We start from the raw sequence: 18,987 nt of genomic DNA, 5'->3' as shown, positions 1-18,987 counted from the left end.
GGCAGGCGCCCTGCTTGGAATCAAGCCGATTATCACTCTGAAGGAGGGAGAAATATTTCCTTCGGGAATCGGTCGGGTGAGAAAGAAAACCATGCTGAAAACAATTGATCTGCTCCTTGCCTATCTGCATGAGAGGGCTGCGAATATCAGCCGCTATTCCATCGCCGTAGGTTACGGCTATGACATGGCGGAAGCGCAGGAGTACCGGGCGCTTGTCCTGGAACGCCTGCGCGGTGAATACGGCGAGGTGGCTCTGCCTGTTTACCAGATTGGGGCTACGATTGGAGTGCACACCGGCCCTTATCCGATTGGCCTTGGCATTGTGGAGAAAGCCCTGCTTTAAAGAGCGGCTAGAAAGCCGTGAGAGACGTAACAGGCATCTGGCCTGTTTGACGAATCGGGATGAAGGTACGTAAAAAAGAAAGGCATGGAGAAAATGAGTTCAATAAAAATTGTGGCGGACAGTACCTGTGATCTGTCATCTGAACTGATCCGGGATTATGGAATTACCATTCTTCCTTTGAATATTGTGCTGGATATGACAAGCTACAGTGATGGTGAAGAGATTTCCCCGGATGAGATTTATGTCTGGGCACAGGCCAATAAACGGACGCCGAAAACAGCGGCTGTCGCATTTGACAGGGCGCTTGCGCTTGTAAAGGGCATGAAGGAAAATCAGGAGGAAGTGATTTTTATCGGAATTTCCTCAGAAATGTCCACGACCTGCAATGTGATGCGGCTGGTAAAGGAGGAGCTGGAATATGACAGAATGTTTATCATTGATTCCAGGAACCTTTCCACAGGTATCGGCCTGCAGGTACTTCGGGCTGCGCAGCTGGCGCAGGAGGGCCGGAGCGCGGAAAAAATAGTAAAGGAAATCGAGGAAGCCCGTGACAAGGTGAGAGCAAGCTTTGTCGTGGAAAGACTGGATTACCTGGCAATGGGAGGAAGATGTTCCACTGTAACAGCCCTGCTTGGCGGAAAGCTGAACCTGAAGCCCAGGATTGAGGTCAGCCAGGGAAAAATGTCCGCCGGGAGGAAATACAGAGGCGCCCAGGATAAGGTCATCATGAAGTATGTTCAGGATATGCGTGACAACCTTCTGGCGGCGGACGGTCACAGGGTATTCATTACCCATTCCGGCTGCCCTGATGAGGTAATCCGGCAGGTACGGGATTTCCTGGAGGGGCTGGAGCATTTTGAAGATATCCGGGTGACCAGGGCTGGCGGCGTAATTTCCAGCCATTGCGGGCCGGGAACGCTTGGCGTTTTATATTATGAGAAATAGTTACGGTAAATAAAAATATGGCGCGATTTTTGCATTACATATGAATGAAATGTGCAAAAGGGGATACGGCTTCCGGGAAGGAAAACCATATCCCCTTTTGTAATACAACCTTTTGCACAACGGCATCAGCCATTGTTTGCAAATATGTAATTTGCCAGCCAGAACAGCAGGAAGGTATGGGCGGGATAGAAAACATAGAAGAAATATTTCAGCCCGGGCCCCTTCTGCCTGTTATATCGCAGCATGAATGGCAGCGCAATGATCATCATCCACTGGGTAGCATTTCCTGTTCCTGATGTAAACATTTCCGAACTGAACTGGTAAATGCAGAATATGCTGTATACAACGCAGAGCCAGTCTTTCTTTTCACGCAGGAAGTACATCAGGACTCCCAGGACAATAAAGTCAAAGCCGTATTCATTCAGAACGAGGCTGGGGATGATTCCTGTCAGGGTATCCCCGCTTAAATTACCGGCAAAAGGAATAATGAAAGGAATAGTGTAATACAGGAATTGCACAAGGAATATGGCGATGAGCAGAAGCGTTCCCTTTTTTCTGTCCCGGAGGAACAGCTCAATCGTACTGATAATGACCCCGGTCAAAAACAAGGGGAGGAAGATGTTATGATTGCCATAGCCGTTTTCCGTTACCATGAGACAGTTATCCAGGGCATAGCCAAAAACGGTCATGAAAATGCTCATCAGGTACAGGCGCAGCAGATAACGCTTCCTGTTTTTCGTATAGTGATATCCCCACACCATACAGAAAAGAAACAGGGGATAAGAGCCTCTCCCGAGCCACCGGAACCAAAAGGGGGCGGAAGGAAAATAATAACTGATGTGGTCGAGTACCATAAGGATTAAAGCAATCATTTTCAGTGTAAAGGTGGTCATGGCATCTTCTCCGATCTTTTTTCCGATGGCGGCAATCGCTGTATGAGATATTTTCACCGGTTTTTATTAGAGTATATCCCGGAAAAATGAAGAAGCGGCCCTGGAAAAACCAAAGAATTTCTAAAGAAACTCTTTGATTTTCCGGAAAATTGGAACAGGGCGGTCAGATATGTATTTTTTTTCGCAGTGCAAACAGTGCCAGCACATTAGGGAAGACCATGATTCCATTAATCAGATCCGTAAATCCCCAGACCAGATCCATGGGGAGCACCGCGCCGATATAAATCATGACTATATAGCACAGATGATAGGAGATAATCCCTGTCTCCCCGAACAGGTATTCCACGGCGCGCTCCCCGTAGTAACACCAGCCGATGAGGGTGGTAATGGCGAAGGCCACCAGAGCCAGGGACAAGAGCGGCGCGCCGCCGAAGGGAAGGTAGGTAAAGGCGGCGGAGGTGAGGCTGGCGGAGCCAAAGCCCCGGATGGATGCCGGGTTTTTCTGAATGTTGGTGACGATAACCAGCCCCGTAACCGCACACATGACTACAGTATCCCAGAAAACCGCCGTCATGGAAATCAGGCTTTGTCTTCTGGGATCCCTGGTTTCGGAGGAAGCGGCGGCAATGGCTGCGGTGCCGATGCCGGCTTCATTGGTGAACAGTCCCCTGGCAATGCCGAAGCGGGCGGCGCTTTGCAGCGTGCTTCCGATAAAACCGCCTGCGGCCGCTTTTGTCCGGAAGGCGCTGCTTACAATCAGCGATATTCCGGAGAGCAGGAAATCCCTGTTCAGGACAAGCAGATACAGACAACAGGCAATATAGAAGAAGCCCAGAGCCGGAACCATGCGGGTACAGAATTTGCCGATGGATTTGACACCGCCCAGAATGACCAGGCCGGCGGTAAATGCTGCCAGAATGCCAATGATATGCGGTGATACGGGAGCAATGGTGTTTACCGCCTCCGTGATTGCGGAGGACTGTGTGGTGCAGCCCACCCCAAATGCGGCAAAGAGGGCACAGAGGGCGTAAACAATTCCCAGCCCCCGGCAGTGCAGCCCTTTTTCCAGGACATACATGGGACCGCCCACATAGGTTTTGTCAGGCTTCTGCTTTTTAAAAAGTACGCTGAGATAGCATTCCGCATAGCAGGTAGCCATGCCAAGAATACCGGTTATCCAGCACCAGAACAGCGCGCCGGGGCCGCCGATGGCAATAGCGGTGGAGACGCCCACAATATTACCGGTTCCAAGTGTCGCCGCCAGTGTTGTGGCAAGTGCTGCAAAACCGGACAGATTGGCGCCCTTTCCCTCTTTTTCCGGGGTTACGGACAGGCGTATGGCCTTCAGGGTGAGTTTTTGGGGGAACTTCAGTTTCGTGGTAAAATACAGATGGGCGGAGGAGAGGAGTATAAGAACGGGAAAACCCCACAGCAGTTGATTGATGTATTCCAGAATGGAAAGCATACGGGCCTCACAGTTTTTTCTATACTATATGCGGCCGGGGACAGGGATATGTATGCAGGCTGAGCGGCGGGAGGGTCTGCCAAGCCACCCGCCTGATGAGGGCAGAGCCCATCCTACAGAAGGAAAAGGGCAAGACAGGTAAGGGCTGCCAGGAAAACAAGGTTCAGCCCGGTGAAATGGGAAAGGTAGCGTCCTTTTTCGCATCCTGGCGTCTGTGCATATTGTTTATAGGAAATCAGGCTGGCCAGGGAAGCGATAAGCGTGCCCAGCCCTCCGATGTTCACGCCTACAAGCAGAGGCAGATAATTTTTCGTAAAACCGGAAAGCAGGATGGCGGCCGGTACATTGCTGATGCCCTGGCTGGCAAGAATGGCCACAGGAAGCTCATGGCCGGAAAGCACTGTGCGCAGAAGGTCAACGATCACAGGCAGACGCCCCATGTTTCCGATGAAGATAAAGAAAAATACAAAGGTCGCAAGCAGTCCGTAATCAGCTCTGCGCAGAAGCCCGCGGTCAGTAAAAAGCAGTACAACGGTAACGATGACAAGAACCGCCTGCCAGCATATTAAATGAAGCACACAGCCAAGGCACAGGAAGAACAGCAGCGTATATGTGATCAGGGGCCGCCGCCGCATCGGCCCGGTTTCCGCGAAAATCTCCTGCACATAAACCTTTTCTCCCGGCTTTAGGAACAAGAAAAGAAGAAGCAGCAGCGCGGAAAGCAGTGTATAGGGAAGCATGATTCCCAGGAATTCGGAAAAGCTCATGCCGGACAGACTGTAAAGATAAAGATTCTGCGGGTTGCCGATAGGAGTCAGCATACTGCCCAGATTGGCTGCAATGGTCTGCAGGACGATGACAAAAACCATCAGCTTTTCCTGTCCTGTAATTGTGAGAATCAGCACGGTAAAGGGGACAAAGGTAATCAGAGACACATCATTCGTAATAAGCATGCTCATAAAAAAACACAGGAATACAAGGACGCCCGCCAGCTGCCTTGTATTTTCCGTTTTAGACAGTACAAATACGGCCAGCTTCTGAAAAAAGCCGATTTGCTGGAAGCCGTTCATCACGCACATCAGGGAAAAAAGAAGGGCGAGAACGCGGAAATCTATGTAGGAAAAATAGGCGGTGTCCGGAGGAACCAGAAATGCGGAGATTATGGCAAGAATACCGGATATGTAAAGTACAGGATCTTTTTTGAATGCAGTACGTATTTTTTTCATTGGGAAACCTTTCTTCTGCAGGGGACCGGGGCTTATCCATCCCGTTTTTTTCGTTAAAAATTACAGCTGCCTGGTTACTTCACAGTTACTGCGCCCGCATCCAGACAGTTGCCAAATATTTACCATTGCCAATCATAATCCACAGAGAAAGGTTCGTCAATCGGCTTTTTGCCGAAAAAGCGACCACAAATTTGACGCATCGCTTATGGACAGGGCAATCATTGTAACGTACAATAAAAAGAACAGGAGTTTCAGGCGTGGTAATGCATAAATATTCATATGAGCTGTGGTTGTACGCATGGCTGCATTCCTCGCCGGAACGCAGATAATGGGGGGAGAAGATGAAAAAGTACAGTAAGGAAAATATACAGACGGTGCTGAAAATGGCATGGCCGTCCGTACTGGAGTCGTTTTTTGTTGCGCTTGTGGGAATGGTGGACTCTTTGATGGTAAGCCGCGTGGGCGCGCATGCGGTGGCTGCGGTGGGGTTGACTACCCAGCCGAAATTTATCGGACTTGCCATGTTCATTGCGGTGAATGTTTCTGTATCCGCACTGGTTGCCAGACGCAAGGGGCAGAAGAACCGGAGGGGCGCCAATGAGGTTTTGTGCGCGGCGAGTGTGTTTGTTCTGGTGATGTCGGTGGTGGTCAGCCTGATCTGCGTGGCTTTTGCAGATCCGATCATCCGGCTGTGCGGTTCGGAGGAAGCTTCCCATGCGGAGGCCGTGCAGTATTTCAGAATCATTATGGGATTCATTATTTTTACTGTTGTCTCTCTGGTGGTTAACGCGGCGCAGAGGGGGGCCGGAAATACAAAAATTGCCATGAAAACCAATGTGGCGGCCAATGTGGTAAATGTTATTTTTAACTATCTGCTGATAGAGGGGCATTTCGGCTTCCCTGCGCTGGGAGTTTCGGGAGCGGCCATCGCCACGGTAATCGGCAGCGTGGTGGGCTGCGTCATGAGCCTTGTAGCCGCCTGCAAAGGGGACTTTATCAGTATTCCTTATATGTGGAAGGAGAAAATACGGCCGACGCTGGAATCCGCAAAGAGCATGATAAAAATCGGTTCCAGTGTCCTGGCGGAACAGCTTCTCGTAAGAGTCGGCTTCCTTTCCGTGGCTGTAATGGCGGCAAAAATGGGAACAGCTGCCTTTGCGGCCCATCAGGTGGGAATGAATGTAATGAGCCTTTCCTTTTCCTTTGGGGATGGCATGCAGGTAGCGGCTGTGGCGCTTATCGGCCAGAGCCTTGGGGCAAAGGACGTGGAGATGGCAAAAAAATACGGAGGGATCTGCCAGAATATCGGGCGGATGATCGCCGTTGTGCTGGCGGTAATCTATCTGTCCTGCGGCGCATTCCTGTACCGGCTGTTCTTTACGGAACCGGAGATCATTGCCATGGGAGTGGAAATCATGCGGGTTATCGTGGTAGTGGTGCTGCTGCAGATTGCCCAGGTTATCTATATGGGCTGCCTGCGGGGCGCGGGAGATGTGATTTATACCACCATCGCTTCCACCATCAGCGTAACAATTGTAAGGCCCATTGCCAGCTATCTGCTCTGCTATACCGCCGGGCTGGGAATTATCGGTATCTGGTTCGGTGTCTGCGCCGATCAGCTGGTGCGGTTTATATTGACGAGCCTGCGGTTTAGATCGGGGAAGTGGACGAAGATTAAGATATAGGAAAAAGCTGGTGAACCATGCTTTGGGAATTACAGGTGAAGCGGGTGAAGAGGCAGGTATAGGAAAAAAATATGGATAAATTCATTTCCCACGGTAATAATGTGAATCTGCGGCAAATCCGTGAAGCGGAACGCTTTTCTCATATAGAAGTTTATAAAAGCAGGGAATTATTCCGCGAAGGCTCGTGGCTGCAGAAGCCTGTCCGTACAATTACTGACTTATATCCCTGTTTTGAAACATGCAGGGATATCCGCATGCTGGATTTGGGCTGCGGTGTGGGCCGTAATTGCATCCCTTTTGCCATGAGGTTCCCTGAAACCTGTAAAATAGAAGGCGTTGATATCCTGGAAACAGCGATTACAATGCTTCATGAAAACTGCGTAAAATACGGGGTGGAAAAGAACATCACGGGCCATATCGCGCCGTTGGAATATTATCCTATCCGGAAAAACTCTTATGATTTTATTATTGCAGTTTCAGCATTGGAGCATGTGGAATCGGAAACGGCATTTACAGACATTCTCTGGAAAATCGGGAATGGAATTAGCAAAAATGGGATGGTTTGCCTGATTATAAATTCAGATATCACGGAAATTGATCTTGAAAGAGGATGCCAAGTGACTCCTCAGTTTGAAGTAAACATGAAAACAGAAACGTTAATAGAGTTGATAAATGCAGTATTCTGCGGCTGGAAAACGGAAAAATTGACCGAAAAACAGCAAAGCTATGAAATACCAAGAGCTTTTGGAACAGTACAATTGAATACGTGCGTTGTGACTTATGTGGGAAGAAGGATGGACTGATTAATTGGAAAATAAACCAACACAGGATGGGACATTTAAAAAATTGTATCATATTGATAATTTGCCGCAGGATGCCGTATGGAGGGACAAAATTGGCCTTTGTACCCGTTCCCTGGGGCAAGCGGCAGGCAGCAGGAACCTTTATGTGAATATAGACAGTGTGCCGCCTGGCGCTTACAGCACCCGTTTTCACAGCCATTCCCAGCAGGAAGAGTTTTTTCTGGTTCTGGAGGGATGCGGAACACTGCATCTTAATGATGATTGTATTCCGGTAAAGGCGGGAGATTTCTTTGCCAAGCCGGCGGGAGAGGGAATTGCGCATACATTTTACAATTCAGGGGAAAAACCGTTGGTTCTGCTGGATGTGGGAACTGTGGAAAAGGAAGATACCTGTATATATCCAAGGGATAATATGCTGATGCACAAGTCCAATGGCATAACAAGAGTTTTCCGCCTTGACAGCGAAGAACATACCTGGACTTCAGAACCGAATGAGGAAGTTGTAGATGAAAATGGCTGTACGACAGATTCTTTGCAGGTCCTAAAATGAACTTGCTGTCTCAGGTCTGCTATGATATCATGGCAGCAGGACAGACAAGGAATCAACAGGCAGGATTTGGGTAAAATGGTGATATACGCATCAGCTTTACTGTTACCCGAAATTGTATAATATAATCCTGATGAGCAATGGATAGACATTGCAATGATGTTTGGATTTGCAAAAAAAAAGCGGCGGGAATGTGGAAATTGCAAACCGTATTTTTGAGGTACGCCTGTATAACTATTTTTTAGCTACGGCAGAGGCACAAAGCAGTAAAATTGGTATCAGGGAAATACAACTCGGTGACAGGATTTTGATAGAGGCCGTGGTTTAACATATCTGTGAAAATCCTGGACCGTTACTACAGAAAAGAGGAGTCTGTTTTGGAAAAGAAATTTAAAGAGCTTTATCTTGCGGGAGAAATTGAATTTGAGGAAATCGATGATTATGTTGAAAAATGGAATAACAGTGACGAACCCTGTACGCTTCGTGAATACCTCGGACTGAATGCACAGGAAGAGGATGTATGGATTGAAGACAGCGACGAAGCGCTGCAGGAGCTTCTTGACAGTCAGAAAAAGGGAAGCAGAGCATGAGCTGGCTGGATTTGCACATGCATTCGGAAGTAAGCCTGGACGGGGAATATTCTCCAAAGCAGCTCGCCGGGCTTTGCCATGAGAAAGGCCTGAAGGTGGCGGCGCTGTCTGATCATAATTCAGTCAGGGGCGTGGAAGAAATGATGGTATCCTGCGCCCGTTTCGGTATCCGCGGGATACCGGCGGTGGAGCTGGACTGCACCTTTGACGGCGTGGACCTGCACCTGCTGGGTTATGGAATCGATTATCATGACAGCAGATACGCAGAACTGGAAAACAGGATACTTTCCCGGAAAAAGGAAAATTCCTTTCGTGCAATGAAGATACTGCGGGACATAGGGATTATTTTTGAGGAAGAAAAGGTTCTGGCCCTTTCCCGGAATGGAATTGTGGTGGGAGAAACTATTGCGGAAGCGGCACTGGCAGATGAACGCAATCTCAACAATCCCCTGCTTCTTCCTTACCGGCCGGGCGGTGAGCGGGGAGACAATCCCTATGTCAATTTTTTCTGGGATTTCTGTTCCCAGGGGAAGCCGGCCTATTTCCCGGCAGATTATCCTGCTTTTGAGGAAGCGCAGCAGCTGATAGAGGATACAGGCGGAATATCGGTGATAGCCCATCCGGTCAATACCGTAGGCAAAAACCGGGACAGAATACGCACGATGGTGAAAATGGGCGTATCAGGGCTGGAGGTCTACAGCAGCTACCATACTGCAGAGGATGTAACCTGGTTTCATCAGCTGGCAGAGGAACTGGAGCTGCTGGAAACGATGGGAAGTGATTTCCATGGAAAGACCAAGCCTTCTGTCGTATTGGGAGGGACAAATGCCAGGCTGCTGAAAACGAATGCGGCGCCGGGAGAGGAAAACGGTCCTTCTCAGGAAGAGCGCACGCTCGCTTTGCTGGATTATCTTCTGAAAATCCACGCCACCTTTCGGTAACCGGATGGAGTAAAGCTTCAGCCCCGTCTGAGCTGTTACAATAATTCAGTTACCGGAACGAACTGGCAGGAAAAAACATTGATTTTGTTTTCATAAAAATATTGACAAAAGAAAAAAAACTCATTACATTATAAATATCCTTTATAAAGTATCTTTTTAAAGTGCTGCCGAAAAATACAGGGTAAAGAATTAACCTCAGGGGCACGGGAATAAGAAGCAAAACAGATATTGGGAGAATGGATGAAGGCAGATACCAGATTAATGAAGCAACTGAATAAAAGTACGCTGCGGAACATCCTTTCACAGAAAAGGACGGCTACCAAGCCTGAGCTGGCAAAATACAGCGGCCTGAGCGTGGTGACAGTGAATGCCCTGCTCTCTGAAATGCTTTATAGCGGTGAGGTGCAGGAAGGCGGAAACGCGCCCTCCGGCGGCGGGCGTCCCTCCATGCAGTACCGCTATAATTACGATTACCGCACAGTAGCTGTGGTATACGGGCATCAATTGGAGGGGCGAAGCTACATACATACGCTGGCCGTTAATCTGGACGGTAAAAAGCTGTGGGAACGGCAGGAATACATGGAGGAGATCGGTCCTGAGAGCTTTGACTCCGCTCTGGATGAGGTATTTGCCGCCTTCGGCAATATCGGGCTGATTGCTTTTGGCCTGCCGGGGGAGGCGATTGGCAATGAGGTAATCATCAACGATTTCAAAGGGCTGGAGGGACGCGTATTTCTTCCCCGGATCAGGGAGCGCTATCAGGTTCCTGTCCTGTTTGAAAATGATATCAATGCCATGACCTACGGCTATTATCAGTCAAAATGCGCAGAAGGAGAAGCCTGTGTGGCAGGGATTTATTTTCCGCGATCCTTTTTTCCCGGGGCGGGCCTGGTCCTTAACGGCAGCATTTACTATGGCGCTTCACATTTTGCGGGAGAGATGGGAGCTATGTACACGCCGGTGCCGTGGGATAAGCTGGATTATTTTGATGGAGAGCAGGTGCTTCACCAGCTGGAGGAGGTCCTGGTTTCCTACAGCTGTATCGCCGCACCGTCCCGTTTTGTCCTGTATGGTGATTTTTTCACTGCTGATATGTCCCGCCTTCTGGAACAGCGTGTGGGAAGCCGGCTGGGCGGAAGCTTCCGCGTCCGTGTGGAGACCTCCGAAAAGCTGGAGGAGGATTACGAAACCGGCATGATAAGCCTTGCTCTGAAGCGTATCGTAGAGGATATGGATGCGCTGCAGGACAGGGAAGTAAAGCTTTAAAGGAGCTATAAAGGATAATCAGCAACCGGAAAAAGTTACGGTAAATTATAAGAAATGAGGATGGATACAGCGATGAATCAGAAGGAAAGAATGCTGGCCGGGCTGCCTTATAAGGCATGGCTGGACGGCCTGACGGAAGAACGTGAGGAGAATAAGAAGCGGATCTACCGCTATAACAATACGCCGCCGGAGCAGGGAGAAGAGCTCGGTGCGCTGATCAGGGAAATTATCGGAAAATGCGGGAAAAATATTTTCATTGAACCGCCGTTCCGCTGCGATTACGGCAGCAACATTGAAGTGGGTGAGAATTTCTTCGCCAACTATAACCTGACAATCCTGGATGTGGGAAAGGTGACCATAGGTAAAAATGCACAGATCGCACCCAATGTTTCAATCTTTACCGCAGGCCATCCCGTACATCCTGATTCCAGGAATTCAGGCTATGAATATGGCATCAGCGTGACCATCGGCGACAATGTATGGCTGGGAGGCAATACAGTGATCAATCCGGGCGTAACCATCGGGAACAATGTGGTAATCGGCGCCGGGAGCGTTGTGACAAAGGATATTCCTGATAATGTGATCGCAGTGGGCAATCCCTGCAGGGTGCTGCGCGCAATCACGGAGGAGGATCGAAAATACTATTTTAAAGACCGGGAATTTGACGTGGATGATTATAAACCGGAGTAAAAGGAACCGCAGATGAAACAGTCCAGACCCTTAAGAGAAAACAGAAAGCATGGAGATTTACTGTTCCCTGTCAGCGCATATGAGACAAAAATGGAAGAGGATTTCCAGATGCCGCTGAGCTATCACTGGCATCCGGAAATTGAGATTTTCTTCATTACTTCAGGCAAGGCCAATTTTCAGGTGGAGGCGGAACAGTTCGTGATTGAGGAGGGGGATGTGCTTTTAATTAAGCCCAATACCCTCCACGGCTCCCATGACTGCTTCGGGACAAAGCTGGAATTCAGGGCGGTGGTTTTTGACTACAGCTTCCTTTCCGGGATGGCCAATGACAGAATTGAACAGAAATATCTGCAGCCCTTGCTGGCGCAGGAGCAAGGCAGATATATCCTGCTGCGGGAGAAGAACAGCATTCAGAAGGCGCTGTTTGAAATGCTCAATAAAACCTTCTTTGTTTTCGATGAAAAGGAAAAGGGCTATGAGCTGCTTGTCCGCGCTTACCTTCTTCAGGTGGTTTACGATATTATCATGCTTCAGAAGGAAGAAATCCAGCCGGTGAAGGCCAATACGAGAAAGAGTGAAATGATCCGGAAAATTGTAGGTTTTGTGGAGGAAAATTATACCCAGCGCATCGTCCTGAACTCTCTGGCAGCCTACCTTTCCGTAAGCGAGGGCTATCTGTGCCGTTTCTTCAGGGAAAATTTCCATATGACCTTTGTGGAATATGTGCAGCGGGTCAGATTCCGGAAAGCGGAACGCCTTTTGAAGGAAACGGATGATCCGGTGGGAAAGATTGCGTTGGATGTGGGCTTTGGAAGCGGGAACTATTTCACCACAGAGTTTGGGAAGCTGTATCATACCACACCGCAGAAATACAGAAAAGGTCAGGATACTTAAAAAACTGGTCAATATACATAATGAATCCATAAAAAAGAATGAATATAATGGTGGCAGACAGGTGAACAGCCTGTTTGCCATTTTTTGGATCTGTCCAAGATATTGACAGTTCCTTATCCAAACAGAGGAGGATTTGCTATGTATACAATGAGTCAGGAAGGAAATGCCCTCGTTTACCGTTATGATGGTGAGGTGCTTTCCGTAGAGCCCTGGGGAGCCAACAGCTTCCGTGTCCGTTCCACGATTCTCGGAGAACTGGAGGATACGGATTATGCATTGCTTAAACAGGATGAAGTGAAAGCTGAAATAACCGTGGGTGAGTATCGTTCGGAAATTGTGAACGGGAAAATCCGTGCGGTCCTTGAAGTGAGCAACTGGTCAAAGAAGTGTGATATTTCTTTTTACAACCAGAATGGGAAGCTTCTTTTAAAGGAAGCGGGAGAGGGCGGCGCCCTGAATAAGAAAAACCGTTTCTTCAAACCCATCATCGGAGGAGATTTTCACCTGACCGTGACCTTTGCTTCCGAGCCGAAGGAAAAGCTGTTCGGTATGGGACAGTACCAGCAGGATATCCTGAATGTAAAAAACTGCAATCTTGAGCTGGCCCACAGAAATTCCCAGGCAAGCGTTCCCTTCGTGCTGTCGGATCAGGGCTATGGCTTCCTGTGGCACAATCCGGCTGTCGGCCGTGTGAGCTTTGCCTCCAACACCACAGAGTGGTATGCGGAAAGCACAAAGCAGATGGATTACTGGATTACCGCAGGGGATACGCCGGATGAAATCGAGCGTGCCTATGCGGATGCTACGGGCAAGGTGCCCATGATGCCTGAATATGGAATGGGCTTCTGGCAGTGCAAGCTGCGTTACTGGAATCAGGAGCAGCTGCTGGAGGTGGCCAGGGAATATAAAAAGAGAAATATTCCCATTGATGTCATCGTCTGTGACTTTTTCCACTGGCCGAAAATGGGTGATTTCCGTTTTGACGAGGAATTTTTCCCGGATCCGGACGCTATGGTCAGGGAGCTGAAAGACATGGGAATCGAGCTGATGGTTTCCGTATGGCCCCAGATCGACTGGAAAAGTGAAAACTATGAGGAAATGAAACAGAAGGGGCTTCTTGTAAAGGCGGAAAAGGGTGTGGACATCGCCATGCTTTACAATGGCAACAGCACCTTCTATGATGCCACCAACCCCCGTTCACGCGCATATGTATGGGACAAATGCAAGCAGAATTACTATGACAAGGGAATCAAGGTATTCTGGCTGGATGAAGCGGAGCCGGAATACAGCGGTTATGATTTCGATAATTACCGTTATTATCAGGGAACCAATGCCCAGATTGGAAACATCTATCCCCAGGCTTATGCGAGAACCTTCTATGAAGGACAGACGGAAGCCGGGCAGGAAGATGTGGTTAACCTGCTTCGCTGCGCATGGGCCGGCAGCCAGCGTTACGGCGCGCTTGTATGGTCAGGAGACATCCATTCCGACTGGGAGACCTTCCGCAGACAGGTATGTGCCGGCCTGAATATGGGCGTGGCGGGGATTCCGTGGTGGACCACCGATATCGGCGGCTTTTCCGGAGGAAACCCGGAGGACGAAAGCTTCCGCAGGCTGCTGGTACGCTGGTTTGAGTGGGGAACCTTCTGTCCGGTAATGCGTCTGCATGGTGACCGTGTCCCTTCTCAGAGAGTGATGAATCAGGCGGGAGAGGTGATGCAGCCCACCGGCGCTGATAATGAGGTATGGAGCTTCGGCGGTGAAAACTGTGAAACCCTGGTAAAATACATCCGTTTCCGTGAAGCCATGAGACCTTATACCAGAAAGCTGATGGAAGAGGCCCATACCCTGGGCAGGCCCGTAATGCGTACCATGTTCTATGAGTTCCCGGAGCAGGAGTGCTGCTGGGATATGAAGGAGCAGTATATGTACGGAAGCGACATGCTGGTTGCCCCGGTTATGTATGAGGATGCTGTGGAGCGTCAGGTATATCTTCCCGCAGGCGCAAAGTGGACGCTGGTTCATGACGGAACGGAATACGAAGGCGGGCAGACCGTTACTGTAAAGGCAGATCTGGATGTGATCCCTGTCTTTTTACGCGACGGAAAGCTTTCTGAGCTGGTGGGGCTGATTTAAAAAAGGAAACTGCGCAGCAGCCCAGTGTGGCTGCTGCGGCAGGAATTACGGCCATCCTGGCCCTGGCAGGCAGATGCCTGGAAAATAAAGCCGTAAGGAAGGTCACGCAGCCGCTTGCAGCAGTGCATTCTCTGTGCGCCCTGGCCTCCGTGCTTTAAGATCCCAGGTTCTCCTGCCGGTACTGGCTCGGAGACACGCCGTATTTCCTTTTAAAGGTCCGGCTCATGTGGAATTCGTCGCAGAAACCGAAATTCAGCGCTGTTTCATGAAGCTTGACCTCCGGCTGGCTTAACAGGAACTGGCGCACCATTTCCAGCTTTACATCCATCTGATAGGCATACAGCGTCTTGCCGTATGCCTTTTTAAATTGGTTGGAAAGCGTCCTTTCACATACAAAGAAACGATCTGCCAGGTCCTTCCCTGTAAAAAAAGTCTGGGGCGTCGTCTGAATCAGCCGTGATGCTTCTGCCAGAATATTGTGGGAGGAAGAGGCTGACACCGGCTTTTCCTGCTGCTCCTTCAGCTCGCAGAGAAGCAGGTTTATGAGAAGGGAAAGCTTATCCTCACGCAGAGAAGAGCCGTTCCACCGCAGGGAGATGATTTCCTGGAAAATCTCTTTTATCCGGGGATTATCCTGACAGTGAATCAGGGAATGAAATTCCGCCAGCCGGGAAGAGGAAGCATTCCCCATGCGTTCCGCCTCCAGCGGTTTTACATGAATATACATGTGTTTATTATTAGGGGTGCACAGCCCCTTCCCATAATGGTGCCTGCCTGCCGGCAGAATGAGCAAATCATCGGAATGCATTTCATAACAGGAGTTTTCCTCCATAATCCGCCAGCTTCCATCAAGCATATACAGGAAATCATGCTCGTCCATAACCCTGTCCGGATGAGACGTGGGGTTGATAAAGGTTATATAATTGGCCGAACTGACGCGCCGCGGGCTCATCAACTGAAAATAAGCGCTCATATTGCCCTCCGTTAACGGTTCATTCCCTTCACAGTTACTGTTAACAGCTGACTGAAGGGTTACCTTGCTTTTCCATATTATACATGCTGCTTTCCATAATAGCAATGGAAAAGCTTTGCTGTGCCTGTTAGGATAAATATAAATCAAGCGGCATTTGGAAAACTTCCCAAATGTGACGCAGCGCAGGAGGATAACAAATATGGAAAAAAACAGACAGAGCAGTCCGGTTTCCTTAAGAAAGGTACAGGTAACCGATGCATTCTGGAAGCATGAAATGGAGCTGGTACGCAGGGAAGTCATTCCTTATCAGTGGGAGGCGTTAAACGACCGCATTCCGGAGGCTGATCCCAGCTTCTGTATGCGCAACTTTAAAATTGCCGGAAAAATAACGGCGCAGAGAAAGGAAATGGGCGCGGATTATAAAGAAGTAAAGTGGCCTATTATTTTCCAGCCGCTGCCGGAGGATATGGAGCATATGGAGGATCGTTTTTACGGCTGCCTGTTCCAGGATAGCGATTTCTCCAAATGGATCGAGGCGGTGGGCTACTCTCTGACCCAGCATCCCGATGCAGAGCTTGAAAAGACAGCGGATGAGGCAATTGACATCGTATGCGCCGCACAGCAGGAAAACGGTTATCTGGATACCTATTACATCATCAATGATATGTCAAAGGTATTCACCAATCTTAAGGATAACCATGAGCTTTACTGCTTTGGGCACCTCACCGAGGGCGCCGTTGCTTATTACCAGGCGACAGGAAAGGATAAGCTTCTGAAGGCTGCGCAAAGATATGCGGATTATATCGCTTCCTGTTTCGGCCCCGAACCGGATAAGAAAAAGGGATATCCCGGCCATGAGATCGCAGAGATGGCACTGGTGCGTCTCTATGAAGCGACGGGCGATGACAAATATCTGAATCTGAGCCGTTTCTTTGTGGATCAGCGTGGAACCAGACCTTACTATTTTGATGCGGAGCATCCTGAAGCCGTGAAAAAAGGCCATGAGGATGAGCTGCGCTATCAGTACAACCAGGCCCACCTGCCTGTCCGGGAACAGGATGAGGCTGTAGGACATGCGGTGCGTGCGGTTTATCTGTATTCCGGTATGGCGGATATTGCCAGGCTGACAGGAGATGAAGCGCTCTATGCGGCCTGCGAGAAGCTTTGGGACAATATCACCCGCAAGAAAATGTACATCACCGGAGGTATCGGCGCCACCCATATGGGCGAGGCCTTTTCCTTCAATTACGATCTGCCCAATGATACGGCATATGCGGAAACCTGTGCTTCCATCGGACTCGTTTTCTTTGCAAGGAGAATGCTGGAAATCAAAGCAGACAGAAAATACGCCGACGTGATGGAACGTGCCCTTTACAATGGCATCCTCAGCGGCATGGCTCTGGACGGCAAAAGCTTCTTCTATGTGAATCCTCTGGAAAGCCTGCCGGAGGCCTGCCACAAGGACGAACGTAAATTCCATGTAAAACCCGTCCGCCAGAAATGGTTCGGCTGTGCCTGCTGTCCTCCCAATATCGCAAGACTGCTCAGCTCCATTGCATCTTATGCCTATACGGAAGCGGAGGATTCCCTTTATGTGCATCTGTATATGGGCAGCGTCCTGGAAAAGGACTGCGGCGGTAAAAAGCTGGATCTGCGAATTACTTCCGACTTCCCCTGGGACGGTAAGGTGACGGCTGAGGTCAATGCCGAGGCGCCGACAGCCTGCAGGATCGCTTTCCGCATTCCGGGCTGGTGCAGGGATTATACCATAAACGGGAAAAAAGGCCTCCGGGAAGGCGAGTCAGTAACCGAAAACGGTGAAACCAGAACGGTGAAAGACGGCTACCTTATCATCGACAGAGTATGGGAAGGCGGAGAAAAGCTGGAACTGGAATTCCCCATGGAGGTTCGCCTGATGCAGGCGGACGGCAGGGTGAGAGAGGACATCGGCAAGGCCGCCGTGATGAGAGGGCCTGTCGTTTACTGTATGGAGGAAGCGGACAACGGCAAAAATCTCCATCTGTGCTCCCTGGCAGCGGATCCTGCGCCGGAAGCAAAGGCGGAAGAGAAGCTTGGACAGCGCATGGTCACTGTGACAACAAAGGGAAAACGCCTTGTCATGCAGCCTGAGGAAGCAGGGGAGCTGTATCAGGAGTACAGCAGGCCTGAATATGAAGAAGTACAGCTTCAGTGGATTCCTTATTTTGCCTGGGCCAACAGGGGCGAGGGTGAAATGCAGGTATTTATTAAGGCGGAATAAACAGGTAAAGGTTTTGGATTCAAACCAATAATGTAGAAATATGCTGGATTTTCGGGAAGAAAAAAGATGCCTGTGGCGGACTTTTTCTTCCCTTTTTTTAAACATTATAATCTGCTGCAGGATTCGCCATGCCCCGTACAGCCCTGAAAAAGGCGGGTTTTCAGGTGATAGCCGCAGCTGCAAAGAAGACTGCCGGCTGCCTGAAGGCGCATTCTGTCAATTATCGCAGGAAGGGATTGCCTTTTCCTGAAAGTCAACGTATAATAAGGATGCTTGGTTGCAGGAAACTTGTTTTCGCAGAAAGGATTTAGTATGACGAAAAAAGTGAAAGGCAGGATACTGAAAGCGGCGCTGACGCTTGCAGCGGTATGTGCGCTGACGGTACCGTCCATGACAATACGGGCAGATAAAACGGCAGAGGCCGGAGATGATACACAGGTAATCCAGACGGCTGTACAGGTGCAGGATACGGTCCAGCCCTCCGGGACAGGACAGGCGGCCGGTGAAGAGGCGGTTCCCCTGCCTGTGGCAGATCCGGAAGAGTATACCGGACAGCTGCAGGACATCCGCCAGATTCTGCAGACGCAGCTGGAACAGGTACAGCTGCAGATCCAGACGCTTACCCAGCTTCAGGAAGCCTCCGTCATTGATGCGGCGCAGCTGCAGCTTCTGGGACAGCTGCAGGCGCTGGAGCAGACGCAGGTGCAGCAGATAGCCATGACGGATGCCCAGATTGAAGCGTTTATGGGACTGGCGGCCGTACAGGAAGAGCTTCCGGCAGGGCCGGAAATCATTTTCGTGGGAGATTCCAGGTTCGTGCAGATGAACAATGCGGTGGGCGACAACGGTTTTGTATGGATAGCCAAATCCTCCCAGGGTTATAAATGGTTTGCATCCGAAGCCATACCCCAGATCGATGAAGCGGTTGGCAATGGGACGAAGATCATTATTAACCTCGGCGTAAACGATGTGGCAAATGTGAATGCTTATGCCGAGCTGGTGAACAGGAAGGCCGCAGAATGGATGCAGAAGGGCGCAACCGTCTATTATTCCTCCGTGAACCCTGTGGAGAATGGAAAATACATAACCAAATCCATGGTAAGCAATTTCAACAGGAAGCTGCAGGCGCGCCTCAGCCCGGAAATCCACTGGATAGACAGCTATTCCTATCTTCAGGGGACAGGCTATACGCTTACGGACGGCCTCCATTTCAGCAATGGGACCTACAAGAATCTGTACCGTTATTATCTCTCTGCTTTGGGACGCGCATAATGTGGATGTTTTTTATTCCCGCAGGCAGTATGTTTAGACTAAAGAAGAAGGAAACAAG

The 18,987-nt window shown here is 49.7% G+C and carries 19 protein-coding genes; 15 read left to right on the top strand and 4 right to left on the bottom strand.

What is annotated here, in order from left to right; translation table 11 throughout:
- Positions 1-343: DegV family protein (locus HMPREF1548_RS09930; protein WP_021635900.1), on the top strand; the 343-nt coding region annotated here is incomplete at its 5' end.
- 93 nt (positions 344-436) lie between these two features.
- On the top strand, positions 437-1,288 hold the full coding sequence (locus tag HMPREF1548_RS09925) for a DegV family protein (protein WP_035321666.1): 852 nt from the start codon (positions 437-439) through the stop codon (positions 1,286-1,288).
- A 125-nt stretch (positions 1,289-1,413) separates the two neighbouring features.
- On the opposite strand, the gene HMPREF1548_RS09920 is transcribed toward HMPREF1548_RS09925, so the two are convergent.
- The 3 genes from HMPREF1548_RS09920 to HMPREF1548_RS09910 all read right to left on the bottom strand — a co-directional run bounded on the left by HMPREF1548_RS09920 (position 1,414) and on the right by HMPREF1548_RS09910 (position 4,872).
- Complete coding sequence (locus tag HMPREF1548_RS09920; protein ID WP_035321665.1) at positions 1,414-2,181, bottom strand: TraX family protein; 768 nt, start codon at positions 2,179-2,181, stop codon at positions 1,414-1,416.
- Positions 2,182-2,344: 163 nt separating this feature from the next.
- A complete protein-coding gene (locus tag HMPREF1548_RS09915) occupies positions 2,345-3,646 on the bottom strand; it encodes an alanine/glycine:cation symporter family protein (RefSeq protein ID WP_021635897.1) in 1,302 nt (433 codons plus the stop codon).
- Between the two features lie 113 nt (positions 3,647-3,759).
- Positions 3,760-4,872 (bottom strand): SLC13 family permease, encoded by a 1,113-nt coding sequence (locus tag HMPREF1548_RS09910; RefSeq protein ID WP_021635895.1) that lies wholly within the window; start codon positions 4,870-4,872, stop codon positions 3,760-3,762.
- A 341-nt stretch (positions 4,873-5,213) separates the two neighbouring features.
- Here HMPREF1548_RS09910 and HMPREF1548_RS09905 point away from each other — a divergent pair, with 341 nt between their 5' ends.
- The 11 genes from HMPREF1548_RS09905 to HMPREF1548_RS30460 all read left to right on the top strand — a co-directional run bounded on the left by HMPREF1548_RS09905 (position 5,214) and on the right by HMPREF1548_RS30460 (position 14,582).
- Positions 5,214-6,557 carry an MATE family efflux transporter gene (locus HMPREF1548_RS09905; protein WP_021635893.1) on the top strand — a complete coding sequence of 448 codons (1,344 nt, stop codon included), beginning with the start codon at positions 5,214-5,216 and terminating at the stop codon, positions 6,555-6,557.
- Positions 6,558-6,628: 71 nt separating this feature from the next.
- Positions 6,629-7,360 (top strand): class I SAM-dependent methyltransferase, encoded by a 732-nt coding sequence (locus HMPREF1548_RS09900; protein ID WP_021635892.1) that lies wholly within the window; start codon positions 6,629-6,631, stop codon positions 7,358-7,360.
- Positions 7,361-7,364: 4 nt separating this feature from the next.
- Positions 7,365-7,910, top strand: a complete 546-nt coding sequence (locus HMPREF1548_RS09895) for a cupin domain-containing protein (RefSeq protein ID WP_021635891.1) — start codon at positions 7,365-7,367, stop codon at positions 7,908-7,910.
- A gap of 190 nt (positions 7,911-8,100) precedes the next feature.
- Positions 8,101-8,235, top strand: a complete 135-nt coding sequence (locus HMPREF1548_RS30465) for a hypothetical protein (RefSeq protein ID WP_286137916.1) — start codon at positions 8,101-8,103, stop codon at positions 8,233-8,235.
- 49 nt (positions 8,236-8,284) lie between these two features.
- Positions 8,285-8,497 carry a hypothetical protein gene (locus tag HMPREF1548_RS09890; protein WP_025489746.1) on the top strand — a complete coding sequence of 71 codons (213 nt, stop codon included), beginning with the start codon at positions 8,285-8,287 and terminating at the stop codon, positions 8,495-8,497.
- A complete protein-coding gene (locus tag HMPREF1548_RS09885) occupies positions 8,494-9,438 on the top strand; it encodes a PHP domain-containing protein (RefSeq protein ID WP_021635887.1) in 945 nt (314 codons plus the stop codon). Before HMPREF1548_RS09890 ends, HMPREF1548_RS09885 begins: the two co-directional genes overlap by 4 nt.
- Positions 9,439-9,678: 240 nt before the next feature.
- Entirely contained in the window at positions 9,679-10,704 is a 1,026-nt protein-coding gene (locus tag HMPREF1548_RS09880) for an ROK family protein (RefSeq protein ID WP_021635885.1), read from the top strand.
- A gap of 72 nt (positions 10,705-10,776) precedes the next feature.
- A complete protein-coding gene (locus HMPREF1548_RS09875; protein WP_025489749.1) occupies positions 10,777-11,394 on the top strand; it encodes a sugar O-acetyltransferase in 618 nt (205 codons plus the stop codon).
- A 12-nt stretch (positions 11,395-11,406) separates the two neighbouring features.
- Positions 11,407-12,288, top strand: coding sequence for an AraC family transcriptional regulator (locus HMPREF1548_RS09870; RefSeq protein ID WP_021635883.1), 882 nt, complete (start codon positions 11,407-11,409; stop codon positions 12,286-12,288).
- Positions 12,289-12,426: 138 nt separating this feature from the next.
- Positions 12,427-14,424, top strand: a complete 1,998-nt coding sequence (locus tag HMPREF1548_RS09865) for a glycoside hydrolase family 31 protein (protein ID WP_021635882.1) — start codon at positions 12,427-12,429, stop codon at positions 14,422-14,424.
- A gap of 26 nt (positions 14,425-14,450) precedes the next feature.
- On the top strand, positions 14,451-14,582 hold the full coding sequence (locus HMPREF1548_RS30460; RefSeq protein WP_021635881.1) for a hypothetical protein: 132 nt from the start codon (positions 14,451-14,453) through the stop codon (positions 14,580-14,582).
- Here the strand turns inward: HMPREF1548_RS30460 and HMPREF1548_RS09860 are convergent.
- Entirely contained in the window at positions 14,579-15,397 is an 819-nt protein-coding gene (locus tag HMPREF1548_RS09860) for a helix-turn-helix transcriptional regulator (RefSeq protein WP_021635880.1), read from the bottom strand. The two genes, HMPREF1548_RS30460 and HMPREF1548_RS09860, sit on opposite strands and share 4 nt — an antisense overlap.
- A 199-nt stretch (positions 15,398-15,596) precedes the next feature.
- On the opposite strand from HMPREF1548_RS09860, the gene HMPREF1548_RS09855 reads away from it, so the two are divergent.
- The gene (locus HMPREF1548_RS09855) at positions 15,597-17,657 is read left to right on the top strand and encodes a glycoside hydrolase family 127 protein (protein WP_021635879.1); all 2,061 of its coding nucleotides are present in this window, start codon (positions 15,597-15,599) and stop codon (positions 17,655-17,657) included.
- A 312-nt stretch (positions 17,658-17,969) separates the two neighbouring features.
- Entirely contained in the window at positions 17,970-18,929 is a 960-nt protein-coding gene (locus HMPREF1548_RS09845; RefSeq protein WP_021635877.1) for an SGNH/GDSL hydrolase family protein, read from the top strand.
- Positions 18,930-18,987 lie beyond the last annotated feature (58 nt).

The organism is Clostridium sp. KLE 1755, from assembly GCF_000466465.2.
Taxonomy (GTDB): domain Bacteria; phylum Bacillota; class Clostridia; order Lachnospirales; family Lachnospiraceae; genus Eisenbergiella; species Eisenbergiella porci.
Note: the sequence above shows the minus strand (reverse complement) of the source record. Positions and strands in the feature narration are given on the sequence as shown.